Origin of the sequence: Burkholderia sp. THE68, from assembly GCF_009938265.1 — a bacterium.
Taxonomy (GTDB): domain Bacteria; phylum Pseudomonadota; class Gammaproteobacteria; order Burkholderiales; family Burkholderiaceae; genus Caballeronia.
In genome coordinates, this window is sequence record NZ_AP022317.1 from 693,981 (window position 1) to 710,649 (window position 16,669).

A 16,669-nucleotide genomic window follows, 5' to 3' on the forward strand; every position below is an offset into this window, starting at 1 on the left:
TCAGCGTTCGTCGCGGGTTCGTTCGCGGTCGATGAGCGCGCCGAGGTCGGGCAGCGAGGTTTCGCTGCAACTTACCGCGACGCCTTCCGCGAAGATCGAACCGGCCATCCGCGTCAGGACGTTCGCAGGCGGCATCTCTATCGCGAGGCGCGCGCCGCGTTCCCACGCGAGTCGCATCGTGTCGTGCCAGCGCACCTGTCGCGCCATGTTGCCGGCCAGATCGGCGGCGATGCGCGCGCCGTCGAAAAGCGGCCGCGCGGCGCTGGCGCTCAGATAGACGATGCGCGGCGTGCGCACGTCGACCGCGCTGAAGGCATCGGCGAGCGCGGCGGCGGGTGCGTCGAGCAGGGCGCAGTGCGACGGCACGGCGACATCGAGACGCTCGCAACGTTGCGCGCCGTGATCGCTTGCGAGCGCCGCGAGACGATGCATCGCGGCGTCGCTGCCCGCGACGACCATCTGTGTGTCCGTGTTGACGTTGGCGAGAAAGACCTCGTCACTCACTTGCGCGATCAGCCGTTCGAGCGCTCGCTGCGTCAGGCCGACGATCGCCGTCATGCCGTAGCCGGCAGGGTAGGCACGCTCCATTGACTGGCCGCGCAACGCGACGAGCTTGATGGCGTCGGCGTACGCGAGCGCGCCCGCGACGACGGCGGCGGGATACGCGCCGACCGAGAGCCCCGACACCATGTCGGGCTCATGGCCGTGCGCCCGCATGACGCGCGCCTGAGCGACGCCCGCGATCAACAGGCAAAGCTGCACCGCGACTGTTGAACGAAGCGATGCCGCGTCGTCGATGGACTTCACGTCGTAGCCGAGCACGTCGCTGGCTTCGTCGAGCGTGCGCGCGGCTTCTTCGTGCGGCGGCAGCGCGTGCAGCATGCCGGCGCGCTGCGAGCCTTGGCCGGGAAAGGTGAACAGCACGCTCATGATGCCGCGTCTCCCCGGCGCTTCACGCGCCCATCAGCGCTTTCGTCGCGAAGAACAGCAGCGACGGTCCGAGCAGGCAGCCGACGCCCGTATGGAAGGTCGCGATCAGCGCGCCGTAGGGAACCAGCCGCCGGTCGGTGGCGGCCAGCCCCGCGCTGACGCCGCTCACCGTGCCGGCGAGCCCGCCGAAGATCATCGCGGAGCGCGGCGTCTTCAGCCCCATGAAGCCCGCCGCGATCGGCGTGCCGATCATCACGATGATCGCCTTGATGAGGCCCGTCGCGATGCTGAGCGCGATGACATCCGAACTCGCGCCGATCGCCGCGCCCGTCACCGGACCGACGATATACGTCACCGCGCCCGCGCCGATGGTCGTCATGCTGACCGCGTCCGTATAGCCGAACGCATGCGCGATGCTCGCGCCGACGATGAACGGCAGCACCGTCCCGAGCAGCAGTGACACCACGCCGATGAGCCCCGCCTTGCGCGCTTCGGTCGCCTGCACTTCGAACGCGGTCGCGACGATGGCGAAGTCGCGCAGCATCGCACCGCCCATCAGGCCGACGCCGGTAAAGAGCGGCAGGTCCGCGAGACCCTTTTGTCCGCCGGTGAACGCGCCGCCGAAGTAGGCGAGCACGAGGCCGATCACGATGGCGATCGCCGAGCCGTGCACGCGCCCGAAGGTCAGCTTGCGCGAGATCAGCGACGACACCCACATGATGAGGCCCACGAGGAAGAACGCGGTGACGAGGCCGTTCTGGATCAAAATCTTGTCGAGCATATGCAGCATGACTGTCTCCTGATTCAGATTTCTTCGAGGTGCGGGGCATTCACGAACGACGTGCTGTCGCGGCCGGTGCGTGACAGCACGGCGATGCAGCCCGCGCAGAGCGCAGCAGCCCCCAGCGCCGAGAGCAGCGCGACGGGCCCGCCCTTCAGCGCGGCGACGACGTTCTGGTTCGCCGCCATCGCGACGACCACGGGGATGTACATCGCGCCCCAGAAGCCCACGCCCGCTTCGGTTTCCTTCGGCAGCCAGCCCTTACCGTGCAGATAGAGGCGCAGGAAGATCAGCAGCAGCATCGCGATGCCGACGCCGCCGACATTCGTCTTCACGCCGATCGCGACGCCGAGCAGGTCGCCGAGAAATAGCCCCGCCAGATGGCAGAACGCGAGCAAAGCAGTTCCGTAGATGATCATTTCGTGTCTCCTTGATTGAATTTATTTGGCTTCTGACGAGCCGGCATGAAACAGGATCAGCGCCATTGCTCCCGCAACTTGCGCCGCACCGTGACGGAAGCCGCGCGGTGCGCGCTGCCGAGCCGGCTTTCCAGACCGCGCGACGGATCGCTGCGGATGTCGTCGAAGGCGGCTTGCAGAGCCTTTTCCACGGTGGTCTGATCGGCGCGGCTGGGGGCGTCGGCATTGTTCACGCTCAGGAGCTTCCAGAGCAGACCGAGCGACGCGTAGTTGTCGATGTCGTAGGCCATCGGCGGCACGCGCGCGGTGAACGCTTCGAGATCGGCGACCGAGCGCAGCGTGACCCGCGCCGCCGATTCCTTGCCCATCGCGTGGACCATGACCTGCGAATCGGCGAGCGCGATCAGCCGGTTGGCCTGATAGCCGTGGGCGAGAAACGCCCCCGACATCGCCCGCCCGACGATCAGCCCGATCACCGCATGGCCGGCGAGACGCGCGCTCGCATACGCATCGGCGGCGCCGGCGAGCGCCTGATGGATGCCGTACGCTTCCTCGCGCCGTCCATACGCCTGACTCGCCACGTCGATCACGGCGACGATCGCGCGCTTGTCGTCGCCGTGCTTGTCGGCGTCGATGACCTCGCGCACGGCACGCGCCACTTCCCACGCCTCGACCAGCCCGACTTCGCCGCCGCGCGCGCGCGGGAACGGGTTGTCCGGATCGGGCACCACGGCGATGAATCGCGCGGGATGGTCGCCAAGACGCGCATCGGCGACCCGCACCGAGGGCGGATAGCCCGGCTGCAACGGCGCGCTGTTGGTGAGCGCGTCGAGCCAGACTGCGCCGCGCTTGGAAAGCGCTGGTGTGCTCATGACTGAAACCCCTTGCCGTAGATGGCGGTTGCGTGTTCCGGCGTGGCTTGCACGCCCGGATCGACTTCGGAAAGGCGCGTCAGGAAGCCCGCGACCCGTTCGCTGCGGCACGCCCGCGGCCGTCCGCCACGAAAACGTTCGATGACGGCGGCGCGGATCGCATCGGCGTCGTCGGCGACGTAGTCATCGACGAGTCCCGTGCGATGCCGCTGCTCGCAGCCGGTGAAGCTCCAGATCATCGGACGGTCGCGCGAATCGAATTCCGCGATGCCCGCTTCCTGTTCGATGACTGCCGGACCGTTGAGCCCGAGGCGCGCTTCGCGGGTGCCGATCAGATAGCTGCACAGGCCCGCCGCGATCGACATGCCGCCATAACAGCCGATCGGCCCCGCCGTGATGCCGATCACCGGCTGATAGCGCCGCAGGTCGACGATGCCCGCGTGGATCTCCGCGATCGCCGCGAGCCCGAGATTGGCTTCCTGCAGGCGCACGCCGCCCGTTTCGAAGAGGATCACGGCGCGCGTCGGGATGCCGTTGCGGTTGTCTTCGGCGGCGAGTTCGAGGCTGCCCGCGATCTTCGCCGCCGACACCTCGCCCATGCTGCCGCCCTGGAATCCGCCATCGATGCCGAGCACGATGGCCGGCTGTCCATCGATCTCGCCTTTCGCGACCACCATGCCGTCGTCGGCCTGCGTGACGATGCCTTGCCGCATGAGCCACGGCGACGTGACGCGCTCGAACGGGTCGAGCAGTTCGCGGAAGGTGCCGGCGTCGAGCAGTTTCTTCGCGCGGCTGCGCGCATCCAGTTCGATGAAGCTCTGGCGTTCGAGCAGTTGCTGGGTATCCATGATCGTCACGCTCCGCCGTTGGATTGCAGTTGTTCGAGGACTTGCCCGATACGCATCTGCACGACGCCCGGCGTCGCGCCCGAATCGTTGATTTCGAGCTTCGCGGCGGGCAGCGAGCCGTCGCCGAAGATGCGTTCGAGCACGGCGTGCCAGAGGCGGCCCTTGCCGTCGACGGACGTCGTGATATTCACTACGGTGCGGTGCGCGGCGTTGGCTTCGAGCAGCACTTCGAGATCGCCCGAGGCGACCACGCCGGCGAGCGCGCGGCCTTGCGCGGGCTGCCCCGCCGGGAATTCGAGGACGATGGTTTCCATATGCGTTCCTATGCCTTCGTCGTGGGAAGGGCTTCGCGTTGAAGCCGGTCGAGAAAGAGGGCGGCGGCGAGCAGGTCGGCGGCGCCGCCGGGCGAGACATGCAGTTCGACGAGACGCCGGTCGAGCGCCTTCAGTTCGCGCCGGCCCGCGAGCGCCGCCGCGCCGCCCTGTTCCAGCACGCGGCGCGCGCCGTGCTGCATGTCGGCGAGCGCATCCGGTCCGCCGCGCGCGAGCACGCAGGTATCGTCGAGGCTCGCCATCACGGCGAGCAACGCGTTCAGGCGCGCGGCCGTTTCGCTGTCGCCACGCGAGCGCGAGCGCGCGAGTTCCGGCAACGCGACATCCACGACATGCGGAAAGCCTGCCTGCGCCTGTCCGCGCGCGCCGCCGACGTTGTAATCGAGACAGGCCTGTTCGCCCTTGTTGCCGGTGATCGCGGGCGCGTGGCGATCCGGCACGCGGGCGATTGAACCCGCGCGCGCGGCGACGGCTTGCGGCGCGAGGTCGTCAGGATCGCGTGCGGCGGCGGTCACGAGCAGCCCGAGCGCCCAGATCGCGCCGCGATGCGTGTTCACGCCGCCGGTCGCATCGAACATGCGCGCTTCGCCTGCGCGCCCGATTGCGCCGATGCGCTCACGCAGCGCGAGCAGCGCTTGCGTTTCGATGCCCGCGCGCGCCAGCTCGACGAAGGTCGGCTGCAACGCGAGCGCCGATGCGCGCATCAGTTGCCAGTCGAGATCGTGGTGCGCGCCGCGGCTGCGGATATCGACGAGGCCGGGCTTCGGCGCGAGCGTCACTTCGTCGATCAGCGCCTGCACCCCATGCGCGCCGAAATGCGCGGCCAGATTTGGCGCGTGCGCCGCGCCGATTGCGAGGTTCGCGCGCATCACCAGCTCCGAAAGCGGGCGGGCGGCTCGTACAAGCCATCCGACCAGTCGACGATATCCGCCATGCTCTTCGCGGCGAGCAGCGACCGGCTGGCCTCGCTGCGATGAATGCCCAGGTCTTCCGGCAGCGCGACGAAGCCGTCGCGGCGCAGCGCGGCCAGCTTGCTCGCATCGCTCCTGAGACCGATCGGCGTGACGCCCGCCACGGCCGCGATCATCTCCTTGCGATGTTCGAGCGAGCGCGCCTTGTACAGGTACGCGATACCTTCCTCGGTGAGCACGTGCGTGACGTCGTCGCCATAGATCATGACCGGCGCGAGCGGCATGCCGGATTCGCGGCCGACTTCGACCGCATCGATCGATTCGACGATGGTTGGCTGGCCGCCCGCCTGGAACGTCTCGACCATCTGCACGACGAGCTTGCGGCCGCGCTCCAGCGGGCTGTCCGTTTGCAGCAGATCGAGCCACGCGGGCGTCGCGTGACGGCGGCCGTGCGGATCGTGGCCCATGTTGGGCGCGCCGCCGAAGCCGGTGAGCCGGCCGTGCGTGACGGTCGACGAATTGCCTTCACCGTCCATCTGCAGCGTCGAGCCGATGAACATGTCCACCGCGTATTGCCCTGCCAGCTGGCACATCGTGCGATTGGAGCGCATCGAACCGTCGCGGCCGGTGAAGAAGATATCGGGCCGCGCCGCGACATAGGCTTCCATGCCGAGTTCGCCGCCGAAGCAGTGCACGCTCTCGACCCAGCCGGTTTCGATCGCGGGGATCAGCGTCGGATGCGGGTTCAGCGTCCAGTGGCGGCAGATCTTGCCCTTGAGGCCGAGCTTCTCGCCGTAGGTCGGCAGGATCAGTTCGATCGCCGCCGTATTGAAGCCGATGCCGTGATTGAGCGACTGCACCTGATGCCGCTCGTAGACGCCGCGAATCGCCATCATCGCCATCAGGACCTGTATCGGCGTGATGAGGCGCGGATCGCGCGTGAACAGCGGCTCGATGAAAAACGGCTTGTCCGACTGCACCACGAAGTCGATCCACGAGCCGGGGATATCGACGCGCGGCAGATCCTTCGGATCGTCGACGATCTCGTTGACCTGCGCGATCACGATACCGTCGCGAAACGCGGCGGCTTCGACGAGCGAGGGCGTGTCCTCGGTGCTCGGACCCGTATAGAGATTGCCTTCGCGATCCGCCTTGTAGCCCGCGCACAGCACGACGTTCGGCGTCAGGTCCACATAGAGCCGGGCATACAGTTCGATGTAGGTATGGATCGCGCCGATCTCGAGGATGCCATCCTGCAGGAACTGCGAGATGCGCAGGCTTTGCGCGCCGGCGTACGCGAAGTCGAGCTTTCTCGCGATGCCGCGCTCGAAGAGATCGAGATGCTCGGCGCGGCTCACGCTCGGGATGATGAGATGCAGGTCGTGGACGATGTCCGGATCGACTTTCGCGAGCGAACGCGACAGAAAATCCGCCTGCTTCTGGTTGTTCCCCTCGACGACCACGCGGTCGCCCGGGGCGACGAGCGCCTGCAGGACTTCGACGATGCGCTCGCCGGGCAGCACCATGCCATCCGCGATCGATGCAACCCGCGCAAGCCGGCGATGCTTCTCCGCGCGGCGCGTGGCCCAGCGGGACGGGGACTGACTTTGACTGGACATGTGGACTCTCGCTCAGGACTTGAGGCGAGTCTAGGGAGCGCCACAGGTGTGTTCAATCACCCTGAGGATGCGTTCGTTATCCGCAGGTTAATGATCGGTGGTGCAATGCGGCGTGCGCCGCGCGGGGCGGGGCAGAGCGGGCGGCTGCGCGGGGTGAGGGTTTTCCCGCGCGCGGGCTTTTCGGCTTCTCAGGTCGGCGCGAACACCACGGCGCCGCCGACATCGGATAGTTGGGTAAAGCTTCGAAAGAACCGGTACGTCTGATCGCCGACCGTCATCCGGTTCAACCCTGCCTGAGTCAGTACCAGCAGTTCTTCGGCCACGGCCGTCGGGATGGTTCCGTGACCGGTCAGTTTCGCGTCCTCATCGCCCGGCTTGCCGATGTAGACCGAACATTCCCCGGTGCCGCGACGCACCATGACCACGGACGTGCCCTTTTCCAGCGACACTTCCAGCAGCGCGGCCAGCGTCTGCAGTGATTCGGCCGTATGTCCGCGGGGAGCGGATGTCGATTCGGAAGCGATGCTCATCGCGCGGTCTCCGTCCAGGAATTGAGGTTCAGCACCGAAAGCTTACTCCTGCGGCGTGCGGTTTCACTCACGCACGCCCTGTTTTACGTTCCGGTCGACATGAAGTGATCTGCAATGCTGAGCAATGTGCACGGAAGGCGCAACGTCGACACGAACGCTCTATACTTCCTGAAACGTTGTCTTTCAGCCGACCGGAGAACGATGTGAGAACGAAACTGGCAAGCCTTGCTGTGTCATTCTTCCTGGGCGCTGTGGCAACTTCCGTTGCCCCGCTTTCCTATGCACAGGATACCGGCTCGACCGCAACCGGCTCGACCGCAACCGACGCGACGCAAGCCGCGCCTGCGACCAAAGCCGAGAAAAAAGCCGCGCGAAAACAGGCGCGCGCGAAGAAGAACGCCGAATTGAAGAAACTCGAGGACGCCGGCTACAACCCGGGCCGGGCGAACGATCCCAACTATCCACAAAATTTGCAGGACGCGCAGAAGAAGGCGGGAATCGGGGCGGGCGCCAGCCAGTAGCGTTCACGCTTGCGCGTTCAACTGCGGCATCTGCAGCGTTCGGGCGACGCCGCATGATTCGCCGATATATCTGACGGTTAGCCTGTTGATGTCGCAGGTGCCCACGCGTGCCGTCGAGGCGCGCGTGGGGGGCGTTCGCGGCCTCGCCGGTCGGTATCGAACCGGCCAGCGCGTGCGCTGACTTCGCCGGGGACGGTTGCACCAGCCTGTTAAAATCCTCCGCGCTGCTCACTTCACGAAGTCCTCCAGCACGGCAAATGCGCCGCTCCACCCTCGGGGCCGCGCTGCGTGCGATCACCATCGGCATCAAACATGAACAAGCCCGTCACCGGGAATGACGCGCCGCGCATCGCGGCCCCCGAATCGCGTATCGCATGGACGCGCGAGATTCTCGCGGGCATCGTCACCAGTCTCGCCCTGATTCCCGAAGTCATCTCCTTTGCGTTCGTCTCCGGCGTGGAGCCGCGCTCGGCGCTGTTCGCGTCGGTGGTGCTGCTGGTCGTCACGTCGCTGTTCGGCGGCCGCCCGGCGATGGTCACCGCGGCCGCCGGATCGGTCGCGCTCGTCGTCGGACCGATGGCGCATGCGAACGGCGCGGGTTATATCCTGCCCGCCGTGCTGCTCGCGGCGCTCATCCAGGTCGCGTTCGGTCTTCTGGGCCTCGCGCGCATCGTGCGCTTCATCCCGCGCTCGGTGATGCTCGGCTTCGTCAACGCGCTCGGCATACTGATTTTCTGGGCGCAGATACCGCATCTCGTCGGCCAGCCTCCGGCCGTGTACGTGCTTTTCGCGCTCACGCTGGCGATCGTGCTGATCGGGCCGCGCGTGACACGCGCGGTGCCCGCGCCGCTGGTCGCCATCATCGTGACGACGCTGATCGCGATGGGCCTGCACTGGGCCGTGCCGACGGTCGGCGGCGACCGTCCGATGCCGTCGGATCTGCCCGGTCTCACCGCGTGGACCGTGCCATTCGATTTCTCCACGCTGAAGATCGTGTGGAAGACGGCCGTTTCGATCGCATTCGTCGGTTTGCTCGAAAGCCTGCTCACGGCCAAGCTGGTCGACGAGATGACCGAAACCCGCTCGCGCAAGTCGCGCGAGTCGTGGGCATTGGGACTGGCCAATCTGGGCGCGGGCGCGTTCGGCGGCGTCGCCGGCTGCGCGATGATCGGGCAGACCGTGGTGAACGTGAGCATCGGCGGCGCGCGCACGCGTGTATCCACGCTCGCAGCGGCGGCAACCCTCCTGTTGCTCATCACCGGACTCAGCCAGGTGATGGCGCATATCCCGATGATCGCGCTCGCGGGCGTGATGATGGTTGTCGCCGTGAAAACGGTGGACTGGCACAGCCTGCATCCGGCGACGCTGCGCCGCATGCCCTGGATGGAAACCTCGGTGATGCTGCTCTCGGTCGCGCTGACGGTGCACACGGGCAATCTGGCGGTCGGCGTGGCGGGCGGCGTATTGCTCGCAACGGTGTTGTTCGCGAGGCGCGTGGCGCACGTGATCCACACAGTCCGCACGATCGCCGACGATGGCCGGAGCGTGCGCTACGAAGTGCACGGACCGCTCTTCTTCGGCAGCAGCAACGATCTCGTCGAACGGTTCGAATACGCGATCGATCCGGCCACGGTGATCATCGACTTCACGAAGTCGCAGATATGGGACGCGTCGACGGTCGCCGCGCTCGACTCGATCCAGCTCAAGTATCGAAAACACGGCGTCGACGTGACGATGGTCGGTCTCGATGAGCGCAGCCGTGCGTTTCACGCCCGATTGAGCGGCAGGCTGAACGTGGGTTGATGACGCGGATCTGTGCGGAGAACCGGCGGCACTCCCTGGTCTTCACGTACGTTCGTACTTTCGTTCTTGCCCTGTTCTAACTGGCGAGCTGTTCCCATTGTTCTCATTTCGCGAAATACGTAATGCGCCACGGAGGGATTCCGCGCGTGGCCATGCGTCCATAAACTGCATTCCTGTGACCCGGTCCGATTCCACGAGCGGGTCACCGTCATGGAGATTCGCATCGAACATGGACAAACTGCAGGCTATGGCGACGTACGTGACGGTCGTCGAAACAGAGGGTTTCTCTTCGGCGGCACGCAAGCTCCAGGTTTCGACGTCCGTGATCAGCCGCCTCGTCAACGAGCTCGAGGAGCATCTCGGCGTGCGCCTTCTGAACCGCACGACACGCATCGTTCGAACGACTGACGCAGGCGCCGCGTTTTTCGATGAATGCCGCCGCGTGCTCGCGACTGTGGAGGCAGCGGAACTGGCCGCCGCCGGCACGCGCACGTCGCCGCGCGGCCAGTTGACGGTGACCGCACCCATCGTGCTCGGCAACAGCCATGTGACTCCCATCGTGCAGGAGTATCTCGCGAGGTATCCGGATGTCAGCGCGAGCTGCTGGTTTCTGGACCGAACCGTGAATCTGGTGGATGAGGGAGTCGACGTTGCGATCCGCATCGGAAACTTGCCGAGTTCCTCTCTGCAGGCAATCGCAGTGGGAAGGGTTCGAAGCCTGCTCTGCGCATCGCCTGAGTATCTGGAGGCACGCGGCGAGCCGCAGAAGCCGGACGACCTCGCCTCGCACGTGACGATTCAATCGTTGCCTTCGACGCCATCGCCCGAGTGGCGCTTTCGCGGAGACTCGAAGTCGAGCATCGTGCCAATCCAGCCCCGCCTCATCACGACGACAAACGACTCGGCGATGTCGGCAGCGCTGGCAGGGCTGGGCATCGTGTGCCTGCTGTCCTGTCAGATCGCGCCCGCGCTCGCGGAAGGAAAGCTTCAGGTCGTGCTTCCGGAACACGAGCTGGCCACGCTTCCCATTCACGTGGTGCATCGCGAGGGCAGGCACGTCAATCAGAAGGTGCGCGTATTCGTCGACCTCGCGGTCGAAACCTTGAGGGCGAATAAGACGCTGTGGTACGCATAACCGTCGGCTACGCGTTTCGGTTGCGTTCAGAACTCAAAAAATCAGCCGCAGAGATAACTTTCGCGTAACCGAAACTCAACGCCGCCATGAAAGCGGCATGCACCTGAACGGCCGGAACACTCACGCCCTTGAACTCGAGCGCATGGGTGGCGCAGGCATCGTGAATCACGGTGGTCTCGAAGCCGAAGTCGTCCGACGCACGCGTGACGGCGTCGATGCACATATGGCTCATAGCCCCGATGACCACGACTTGCTTGACGCCCTGAGCATCGAGAATCTCGCGAAGATCCGTCTCGCGAAAGGGATTCATGTGGTGCTTCACGATGACCCGCTCGCCGTGCAGAGCCGCTGCCTTCCTGTGCAGCTGGGCGCCGTCGGTATCAGGCAGGAAGAACGTCGCGTCCTTGGCGAGACTTTCATGCCGGATATGGACGACAAGGTCGCCGTGCGCCCTGAAAGACTCGATGACGGCACTCGCATTATCGGCAGCGGCTTCGATGCCATCGAGTATCCACTTCCCTCCAGGGAAGTAGTCATTCTGAATATCAACTACGACTAGTGCTCGCTTCGTCATGTTCGTTTCACCTCGAAATTTGAATAAGGACAAGGCCCGCGGTCGGGCCTGGCTCGCGTAGCGGCTCTCGTTGCGTCATGCAAGAGAGCGGCTGCAGTGCAACAGGCAAAATGCTGCCCGATCAACGCGAGCGATGGAATCCACGAATGGCAGAAAGCACTGTTCGCGCAACGAGATCAGTCACGTACTGCGAATCAAGGTCCAGGTTGAGAGGCGATTCCGCCTTTCTCGTTTCGCGAAAGATCCTTTCGGGCTGGCCTCGTTTCTCACATTCCAACGTCGGCCCATACTGCGCTTCATCGATCACACGAAGCCTGACACGCAGTGCCGGCTTCGGGATTCTTTCAATCAATCCAGGAACACAAAGGAATACGCCATGTCATTCGCCACCAAAGCCAAACGACTCGCAGCTGCGGCTGCATTGCTCGCAGCAATCCCCGTCCTCGCCGCGACAGCCGGCGAGAAAACCGATCTCTATGCGGATAACTCGAAGGTCGTGCCGGTGACGGAGCTGAAGTTCTATCAGAACAAGGAAGGCCTCACCATCGCAAACGGGTGGGGCGATCCGGCGGCGAGCGCGCACAGCAACTACATCAAGATGGCTGGCGGCACTGCCAGCGGCGTTCACACGCACACCTACTCCTACTACGGCGTCGTCATCGCCGGCGTGGTCGCCAACGAAGCGCCTGGCTCGAAGCAGGATCACCCGCTTGCCGCCGGTTCGTACTGGTACCAGAAAGGTGGTGAACAACACGTCACGAAATGCATCTCGCAGACGGAGTGCATCTTCTTCGTCACGTCCAAAGGTCCGTTCGATTATCTGCCTGCGAAGTGAGCCTTGGCTCCCACGGCGTGATTTGGCGGTTCCAATAAGATTCGGATTCCTCGTCAAACGCCGTGGCCCCTATCGGAAATAAAATCGTGGAATCAGCAGAACCTGAAACGTCGAAGAGCGGCTCGCGCCGCCTCTCCTGGAGCAGAAACAACCTCGCATTGGGCGCCATATGTCTCACGTCGTTGATGTTCGGTCTCGAGATATCGAGCGTGCCGGTGACGCTGCCGGTCCTTCAGCGCATCTTCGACGGCAGCTTCGAGGACATGCAATGGATCGTGAACGCTTACACGCTGGCCGTCACGTCCATCCTGATGGCTACCGGTGCGCTCGTGGACCGATTTGGAAGAAGAATCGTATTCCTTACCAGTCTTGCGCTTTTCGGACTCACTTCGCTGCTCTGCGGCCTGGCCCAGAGCGTTCCCATGCTGATCGTCGGGCGCGCGCTGCAAGGTGCGAGCGGCGGGGCGATGCTGATCAGCCAGATCGCCGTGCTGTCGAATCAGTTCACGCTGGGTAGCGAACGCGCCAGGGCGTTCAGCGCATGGGGCGTGCTGCTGGGCATCGGGCTGGGTTTCGGGCCGACGATCGGCGGCGCGCTCGTGGACCGGTTGGGCTGGGAATGGGTCTTCCTGATTCACGCTCTCCTCGCAGCCCCCACATTCCTGCTTCTGTGGTTCGGGGTGGAGAAATCAAGCCATTGCGCCGGGCGCGCGCTGGATGTTCCCGGCATCGCCACGCTTTCGATCTGCGTGTTCGGGCTGGTGTTCGCCATCACGCGTGGCCCCGAGAAGGGATTCGCGAGCGCATACACGCTCACGATCGTCGCAGGGGCGGCGCTGGCCTTCGCCGCTTTCATCCGGGCCGAACGAGTGAGCAAACAGCCTGCGTTTGATTTTTCGGTCTTCGGATCGCCCAGGTTTTCCGGCGCGCTGATGGGCTCGATCGGCATGAACTTCAGCTTCTGGCCGTTCATGATCTACATTCCGACCTACTTCCAGGTCGGGCTCGGCTACGATCCCATGACCACCGGTCTGGCGCTTCTCGCCTATACCGTGCCGACTTTGATTTTTCCGCCGCTTGGCGAACGTCTCGTCGTGCGCTTCGGGCCGGCTGTGGCGATCCCGACTGGTCTCTTTACTATCGGGCTCGGTTTCCTCCTGATGAAGCTCGGCAGCATCGCGGCACATCCTAGTGCGCTCACGATGCTGCCCGGATGCGTATTCGCGGGGGCAGGCCTCGGTCTGACGAATACGCCCGTCACGAACACGACAACGGGCGCTGTGCCGGCCGATCGTGCCGGCATGGCGTCGGGCATCGACATGACGGCGCGGATGCTCACGTTGGCGGTAAATATCGCGTTGATGGGCGCGATCCTGATGGCCGGCATCCTGAGCCAGCTGAGAGCGCATCTGCCAGCGACCATCGACGCAACTTTGCTTCGCCAGCTCGCCGAAAGAATCGTCGCGGGCGATGTGGACGCGCCTCGCGGCGGACTCGCTACCCTGCATGCGCTCGATCCATCGGGAGCCGTCCTGCGGGCCGCATTAACGCATGGCTTCGGCTGGGCGATGATTTACGGGGGCGTCGGTGTCTGGGTAATGGCCAGTCTCAGCGTTCTGATATTTCGTCGTGGATGAGACGGTGGCAAGAGACTTGCTCGTACAGGCTCCACCTCCATCCGCGATCAGGCTCTTCATGCCCCGACCGTCGTTTTCCACTCAGCTCTTCGCGCTCTGGGTGCTCGTCGCCGTCTTGTGCGGCCTGCTGACGGCCGCCGTGTGGCTGATGCTTTCGTCCGCGCTCGGCGAGCGTGTCACGGCGGCGAAGCATCAGGCGGCGGCGGCCTGCACGGCGATCGCATCGCGCTACGATCTGTCGATGCAGCGCCCAGGCGAAACCAATGTCGATCTCATGCACGCGGTGCTCGATCTCGTGCTGATCCGCACCGACGGCATCGAAGGCGGTTTCTGGAACGACGCAGCGGCCGGCGCGCCCAACGGCTTTCTCGCCTACGCGTTTCCCACCTACGAAGGCAGCGGCGTCAAGCGCGATATCCCCGAGGCCGAGACGCCGCTCATTCTGCGCACGCTGAAGAACGCTGCGAGCGCGGGCCAGATGCAGGTCGATGTCGTATCGAGCGGGGCGGATGCCGTGATCGCCGTCGCCTGTCCCGTGCCGCGCCACACGGGGCTCCAGGCGTGGATGCTCACGCGCGCGCGGCCGCCGCTCGGACCGTACGGCGAGCGCGCTGCGACCATCCTGGCGGGCGTGCTCGCGATCATCGTCGTGCTGGCGTTGTTTCTGGCCGTGGCGCTCAGGCGCTGGAGACACAACCTCGCCCGGCTGGAACAGGCGCTCGCGCCCGCTGGCGGATTCGAGCAGGGCAGGCGGCTCGAACGGCTCGGCGAGCGGGATCTCGACCAGATCGTCGATGCGCTCAATCGCTATGTCGAGCGCACCGAGCGCCTGCGGCGCGAGGCGAACGCGCTGAGCACTCAACTGGCGCAGGCCGAACGGTTCGGAGCGCTGGGCAAGATGGCGGCGCAGATCGCGCACGAGATCCGCAACCCCGCGGGCGCGATGCGCCTGAAGGCGGAGAACGCGCTCGCCGGCGACGGCGCGCGCCGCGAAGCCGCGCTGAGGGCGATCATCGAGCAGGTGGGGCGCATCGAGGCGCAGGTGACGAGTCTGCTCGCGCTCACGCAGCCGGTGACGGTGAACGCGCGCGCCGTCGATCTGCCCGCGTGGCTCGGCGACATCGTGCATACGCATGAAGGGAGCGCCGAAAGCCGCGCGATAGCGCTGAGCGCGGTCGTCGATACCGGCGCGATGCAGCCCGTCTTCGATCCCGCGCAACTGGCGCGCGCGCTCGACAACCTGATCGTGAATGCGCTGCGCCATGCGCCGCCGGGCGGCCATGTGACGGTGCGCGCGACGGGCGCACAATGCGCGGAGGGCGAACGGCTCAGGCTGGAAGTGACCGACGATGGCCCCGGCGTGAGCGCGGCCGAACGCGAGCGCATTTTCGAGCCGTTCGTGACGGGACGCCCGGATGGTTCCGGGCTGGGCCTGGCCGTGGTGCGGGAGATCGCTTCGGCGCATGGCGGCCGCGCGTATCTCGCGGAGGATTCGAACCTGACCTGCTTCGTGATCGACTTGCCATGGCGACCATACTGATCATCGACGACGACGACGCCTTTCGCGAAGGCCTCGCCGAAACCGTGCAGGACCTCGGCCACACGCCGCTCGAGGCAGGTTCGGGCGAAGCGGCCTTCGAATGCCTGCGCGAGCGGCAAGCGCCCGACTGCATCTTTCTCGACTTCCGGCTGCCGGGCACGGATGGTCTCGCCGTGCTCGAATCGCTGCGTGGCGCCGACGGCCTGCAACGCGTGCCGGTCGTGATGCTCACCGCGCACGCGACGAGCGACAACACCATCGGCGCGATGCGGCTCGGCGCGTTCGAACATCTGACCAAACCCGTCGGCCGCGACGAGATCGCCGCGCTGCTCGAGCGCATGCTCGCGGCGCATCCCGATGCGCCCGATGCCGCGACGACGGCCTTCGCGGACGAAACGGCGTCGCGCGAGCCGCAACTGCTCGGGGTGAGCGAAGCCATGCGCGACGTGCAAAAACGTCTGGGCCGCGCGGCGGGCACTCACTCGACGGTGCTCATCACGGGCGAGACCGGCACCGGCAAGGAAGTGGCGGCGCACGTGCTGCATCGCGCGTCGGCGCGCTCGGGCGGACCGTTCGTCGCCGTGAACTGCGCGGCGATTCCTGAGGATCTGCTCGAAAGCGAACTCTTCGGTCACGGCAAGGGCGCGTTCACTGGCGCGCATGCGGAGCGGCGCGGGCGCTTCGAGGAGGCACACGGCGGCACGCTCTTTCTCGATGAAATCGGCGACATGCCGCTGGCGATGCAGGCAAAGCTGCTGCGCGTGCTGCAGGAACGGCAGGTCACGCCGCTCGGCACGAACCGGCCGGTCGCCGTCGATGTGCGCGTCGTGGCCGCCACGCACCGCGATCTCCCGGCGATGGTCGCGGCTGGCGCGTTCCGGCGCGATCTGTTGTATCGGCTCGACGTGATCCCGCTGCACTTGCCGCCCTTGCGCGAGCGTGTGGCCGATATCCTGCCGCTCGCGGAGCATTTCCTGTCGGCGTTTGGCGCATCGCGCAAGCGACTTTCCGCAGATGCGCAGCGCATGCTCGTCACCTTCGCGTGGCCCGGCAACGTGCGTGAACTGGCGAACGCGATCGAGCGGGCGAGCGCGCTCGCGCCGGGTGCGCTGCTCACGCGCGACGACTTCGCCTTCCTCTTCGACACCGCCACGAGCGACGCCACCGACGCAATCCCCGCCGGCCTCGCCGGGCTTCCACTCGACGACGCACTCGCGCAACTCGAACGCGCGCTGATCGCACGCGCCCTCGCGCTCACCGACGGCAATCGCGCCGAAGCGGCGCGCAGGCTCGGCATCAGCCGTCAGTCGCTCTATACGCGTCTCGCGAACCTAGGGATGTCCGATGAGTGAGCGAGTGTCGGGATATCGGACAGCACGCGT

At 65.7% G+C, this 16,669-nt stretch carries 17 protein-coding genes; 7 read left to right on the forward strand and 10 right to left on the reverse strand.

Annotated features, from left to right (window positions below; all coding sequences use genetic code 11):
* The 9 genes from mdcH to BTHE68_RS24545 all read right to left on the reverse strand — a co-directional run bounded on the left by mdcH (nucleotide 1) and on the right by BTHE68_RS24545 (nucleotide 7,242).
* Complete coding sequence (gene mdcH, locus BTHE68_RS24505) at nucleotides 1–930, reverse strand: malonate decarboxylase subunit epsilon (RefSeq protein WP_162068874.1); 930 nt, start codon at nucleotides 928–930, stop codon at nucleotides 1–3.
* 22 nt (nucleotides 931–952) lie between these two features.
* Complete coding sequence (gene madM, locus BTHE68_RS24510; protein ID WP_061178450.1) at nucleotides 953–1,720, reverse strand: malonate transporter subunit MadM; 768 nt, start codon at nucleotides 1,718–1,720, stop codon at nucleotides 953–955.
* 14 nt (nucleotides 1,721–1,734) lie between these two features.
* Complete coding sequence (gene madL / locus BTHE68_RS24515) at nucleotides 1,735–2,130, reverse strand: malonate transporter subunit MadL (protein ID WP_061178449.1); 396 nt, start codon at nucleotides 2,128–2,130, stop codon at nucleotides 1,735–1,737.
* Between the two features lie 56 nt (nucleotides 2,131–2,186).
* Entirely contained in the window at nucleotides 2,187–3,002 is an 816-nt protein-coding gene (gene mdcE, locus BTHE68_RS24520; RefSeq protein ID WP_162068875.1) for a biotin-independent malonate decarboxylase subunit gamma, read from the reverse strand.
* Nucleotides 2,999–3,850 carry a biotin-independent malonate decarboxylase subunit beta gene (locus BTHE68_RS24525; RefSeq protein ID WP_162068876.1) on the reverse strand — a complete coding sequence of 284 codons (852 nt, stop codon included), beginning with the start codon at nucleotides 3,848–3,850 and terminating at the stop codon, nucleotides 2,999–3,001. Before BTHE68_RS24525 ends, mdcE begins: the two co-directional genes overlap by 4 nt.
* Before the next feature lie 5 nt (nucleotides 3,851–3,855).
* Nucleotides 3,856–4,164, reverse strand: a complete 309-nt coding sequence (locus BTHE68_RS24530; protein WP_061178447.1) for a malonate decarboxylase subunit delta — start codon at nucleotides 4,162–4,164, stop codon at nucleotides 3,856–3,858.
* 8 nt (nucleotides 4,165–4,172) lie between these two features.
* Complete coding sequence (locus tag BTHE68_RS24535) at nucleotides 4,173–5,051, reverse strand: triphosphoribosyl-dephospho-CoA synthase (RefSeq protein WP_162068877.1); 879 nt, start codon at nucleotides 5,049–5,051, stop codon at nucleotides 4,173–4,175.
* A complete protein-coding gene (gene mdcA / locus BTHE68_RS24540; RefSeq protein ID WP_162068878.1) occupies nucleotides 5,051–6,712 on the reverse strand; it encodes a malonate decarboxylase subunit alpha in 1,662 nt (553 codons plus the stop codon). Before mdcA ends, BTHE68_RS24535 begins: the two co-directional genes overlap by 1 nt.
* A gap of 188 nt (nucleotides 6,713–6,900) precedes the next feature.
* On the reverse strand, nucleotides 6,901–7,242 hold the full coding sequence (locus BTHE68_RS24545; protein WP_162068879.1) for a hypothetical protein: 342 nt from the start codon (nucleotides 7,240–7,242) through the stop codon (nucleotides 6,901–6,903).
* A 203-nt stretch (nucleotides 7,243–7,445) separates the two neighbouring features.
* Here BTHE68_RS24545 and BTHE68_RS24550 point away from each other — a divergent pair, with 203 nt between their 5' ends.
* From BTHE68_RS24550 to BTHE68_RS24560, 3 genes are all read left to right on the forward strand, one after another.
* Nucleotides 7,446–7,763 (forward strand): DUF4148 domain-containing protein, encoded by a 318-nt coding sequence (locus BTHE68_RS24550; RefSeq protein ID WP_162068880.1) that lies wholly within the window; start codon nucleotides 7,446–7,448, stop codon nucleotides 7,761–7,763.
* 312 nt (nucleotides 7,764–8,075) lie between these two features.
* Nucleotides 8,076–9,566, forward strand: coding sequence for a SulP family inorganic anion transporter (locus BTHE68_RS24555; protein WP_162068881.1), 1,491 nt, complete (start codon nucleotides 8,076–8,078; stop codon nucleotides 9,564–9,566).
* Between the two features lie 229 nt (nucleotides 9,567–9,795).
* Complete coding sequence (locus tag BTHE68_RS24560; RefSeq protein WP_162068882.1) at nucleotides 9,796–10,701, forward strand: LysR family transcriptional regulator; 906 nt, start codon at nucleotides 9,796–9,798, stop codon at nucleotides 10,699–10,701.
* A 7-nt stretch (nucleotides 10,702–10,708) separates the two neighbouring features.
* Here BTHE68_RS24560 and BTHE68_RS24565 read toward each other — a convergent pair whose 3' ends face one another.
* Entirely contained in the window at nucleotides 10,709–11,275 is a 567-nt protein-coding gene (locus BTHE68_RS24565; RefSeq protein WP_162068883.1) for a cysteine hydrolase family protein, read from the reverse strand.
* Between the two features lie 376 nt (nucleotides 11,276–11,651).
* Here BTHE68_RS24565 and BTHE68_RS24570 point away from each other — a divergent pair, with 376 nt between their 5' ends.
* From BTHE68_RS24570 to BTHE68_RS24585, 4 genes are all read left to right on the forward strand, one after another.
* Nucleotides 11,652–12,110 (forward strand): DUF4437 domain-containing protein, encoded by a 459-nt coding sequence (locus tag BTHE68_RS24570; RefSeq protein WP_162068884.1) that lies wholly within the window; start codon nucleotides 11,652–11,654, stop codon nucleotides 12,108–12,110.
* A gap of 185 nt (nucleotides 12,111–12,295) precedes the next feature.
* The gene (locus tag BTHE68_RS24575; RefSeq protein ID WP_162069175.1) at nucleotides 12,296–13,747 is read left to right on the forward strand and encodes an MFS transporter; all 1,452 of its coding nucleotides are present in this window, start codon (nucleotides 12,296–12,298) and stop codon (nucleotides 13,745–13,747) included.
* Between the two features lie 58 nt (nucleotides 13,748–13,805).
* Nucleotides 13,806–15,287, forward strand: coding sequence for a sensor histidine kinase (locus BTHE68_RS24580; protein ID WP_162068885.1), 1,482 nt, complete (start codon nucleotides 13,806–13,808; stop codon nucleotides 15,285–15,287).
* Nucleotides 15,272–16,639 carry a sigma-54-dependent transcriptional regulator gene (locus BTHE68_RS24585; protein ID WP_162068886.1) on the forward strand — a complete coding sequence of 456 codons (1,368 nt, stop codon included), beginning with the start codon at nucleotides 15,272–15,274 and terminating at the stop codon, nucleotides 16,637–16,639. Before BTHE68_RS24580 ends, BTHE68_RS24585 begins: the two co-directional genes overlap by 16 nt.
* The last annotated feature ends 30 nt before the right edge of the window (nucleotides 16,640–16,669 follow it).

Bases quoted from the DNA above. Each gene is read 5' to 3' on its own strand.
- BTHE68_RS24560 (WP_162068882.1), top strand. From the start codon at position 9,796: ATGGACAAACTGCAGGCTATGGCGACGTACGTGACGGTCGTCGAAACA.
- BTHE68_RS24545 (WP_162068879.1), bottom strand. From the start codon at position 7,242: ATGAGCATCGCTTCCGAATCGACATCCGCTCCCCGCGGACATACGGCC.
- madL (WP_061178449.1), bottom strand. From the start codon at position 2,130: ATGATCATCTACGGAACTGCTTTGCTCGCGTTCTGCCATCTGGCGGGG.
- mdcA (WP_162068878.1), bottom strand. From the start codon at position 6,712: ATGTCCAGTCAAAGTCAGTCCCCGTCCCGCTGGGCCACGCGCCGCGCG.
- BTHE68_RS24580 (WP_162068885.1), top strand. From the start codon at position 13,806: ATGCCCCGACCGTCGTTTTCCACTCAGCTCTTCGCGCTCTGGGTGCTC.
- BTHE68_RS24575 (WP_162069175.1), top strand. From the start codon at position 12,296: ATGTTCGGTCTCGAGATATCGAGCGTGCCGGTGACGCTGCCGGTCCTT.
- BTHE68_RS24585 (WP_162068886.1), top strand. From the start codon at position 15,272: ATGGCGACCATACTGATCATCGACGACGACGACGCCTTTCGCGAAGGC.
- BTHE68_RS24555 (WP_162068881.1), top strand. From the start codon at position 8,076: ATGAACAAGCCCGTCACCGGGAATGACGCGCCGCGCATCGCGGCCCCC.
- mdcE (WP_162068875.1), bottom strand. From the start codon at position 3,002: ATGAGCACACCAGCGCTTTCCAAGCGCGGCGCAGTCTGGCTCGACGCG.
- BTHE68_RS24570 (WP_162068884.1), top strand. From the start codon at position 11,652: ATGTCATTCGCCACCAAAGCCAAACGACTCGCAGCTGCGGCTGCATTG.
- mdcH (WP_162068874.1), bottom strand. From the start codon at position 930: ATGAGCGTGCTGTTCACCTTTCCCGGCCAAGGCTCGCAGCGCGCCGGC.
- BTHE68_RS24525 (WP_162068876.1), bottom strand. From the start codon at position 3,850: ATGGATACCCAGCAACTGCTCGAACGCCAGAGCTTCATCGAACTGGAT.
- BTHE68_RS24535 (WP_162068877.1), bottom strand. From the start codon at position 5,051: ATGCGCGCGAACCTCGCAATCGGCGCGGCGCACGCGCCAAATCTGGCC.
- BTHE68_RS24565 (WP_162068883.1), bottom strand. From the start codon at position 11,275: ATGACGAAGCGAGCACTAGTCGTAGTTGATATTCAGAATGACTACTTC.
- BTHE68_RS24530 (WP_061178447.1), bottom strand. From the start codon at position 4,164: ATGGAAACCATCGTCCTCGAATTCCCGGCGGGGCAGCCCGCGCAAGGC.
- madM (WP_061178450.1), bottom strand. From the start codon at position 1,720: ATGCTGCATATGCTCGACAAGATTTTGATCCAGAACGGCCTCGTCACC.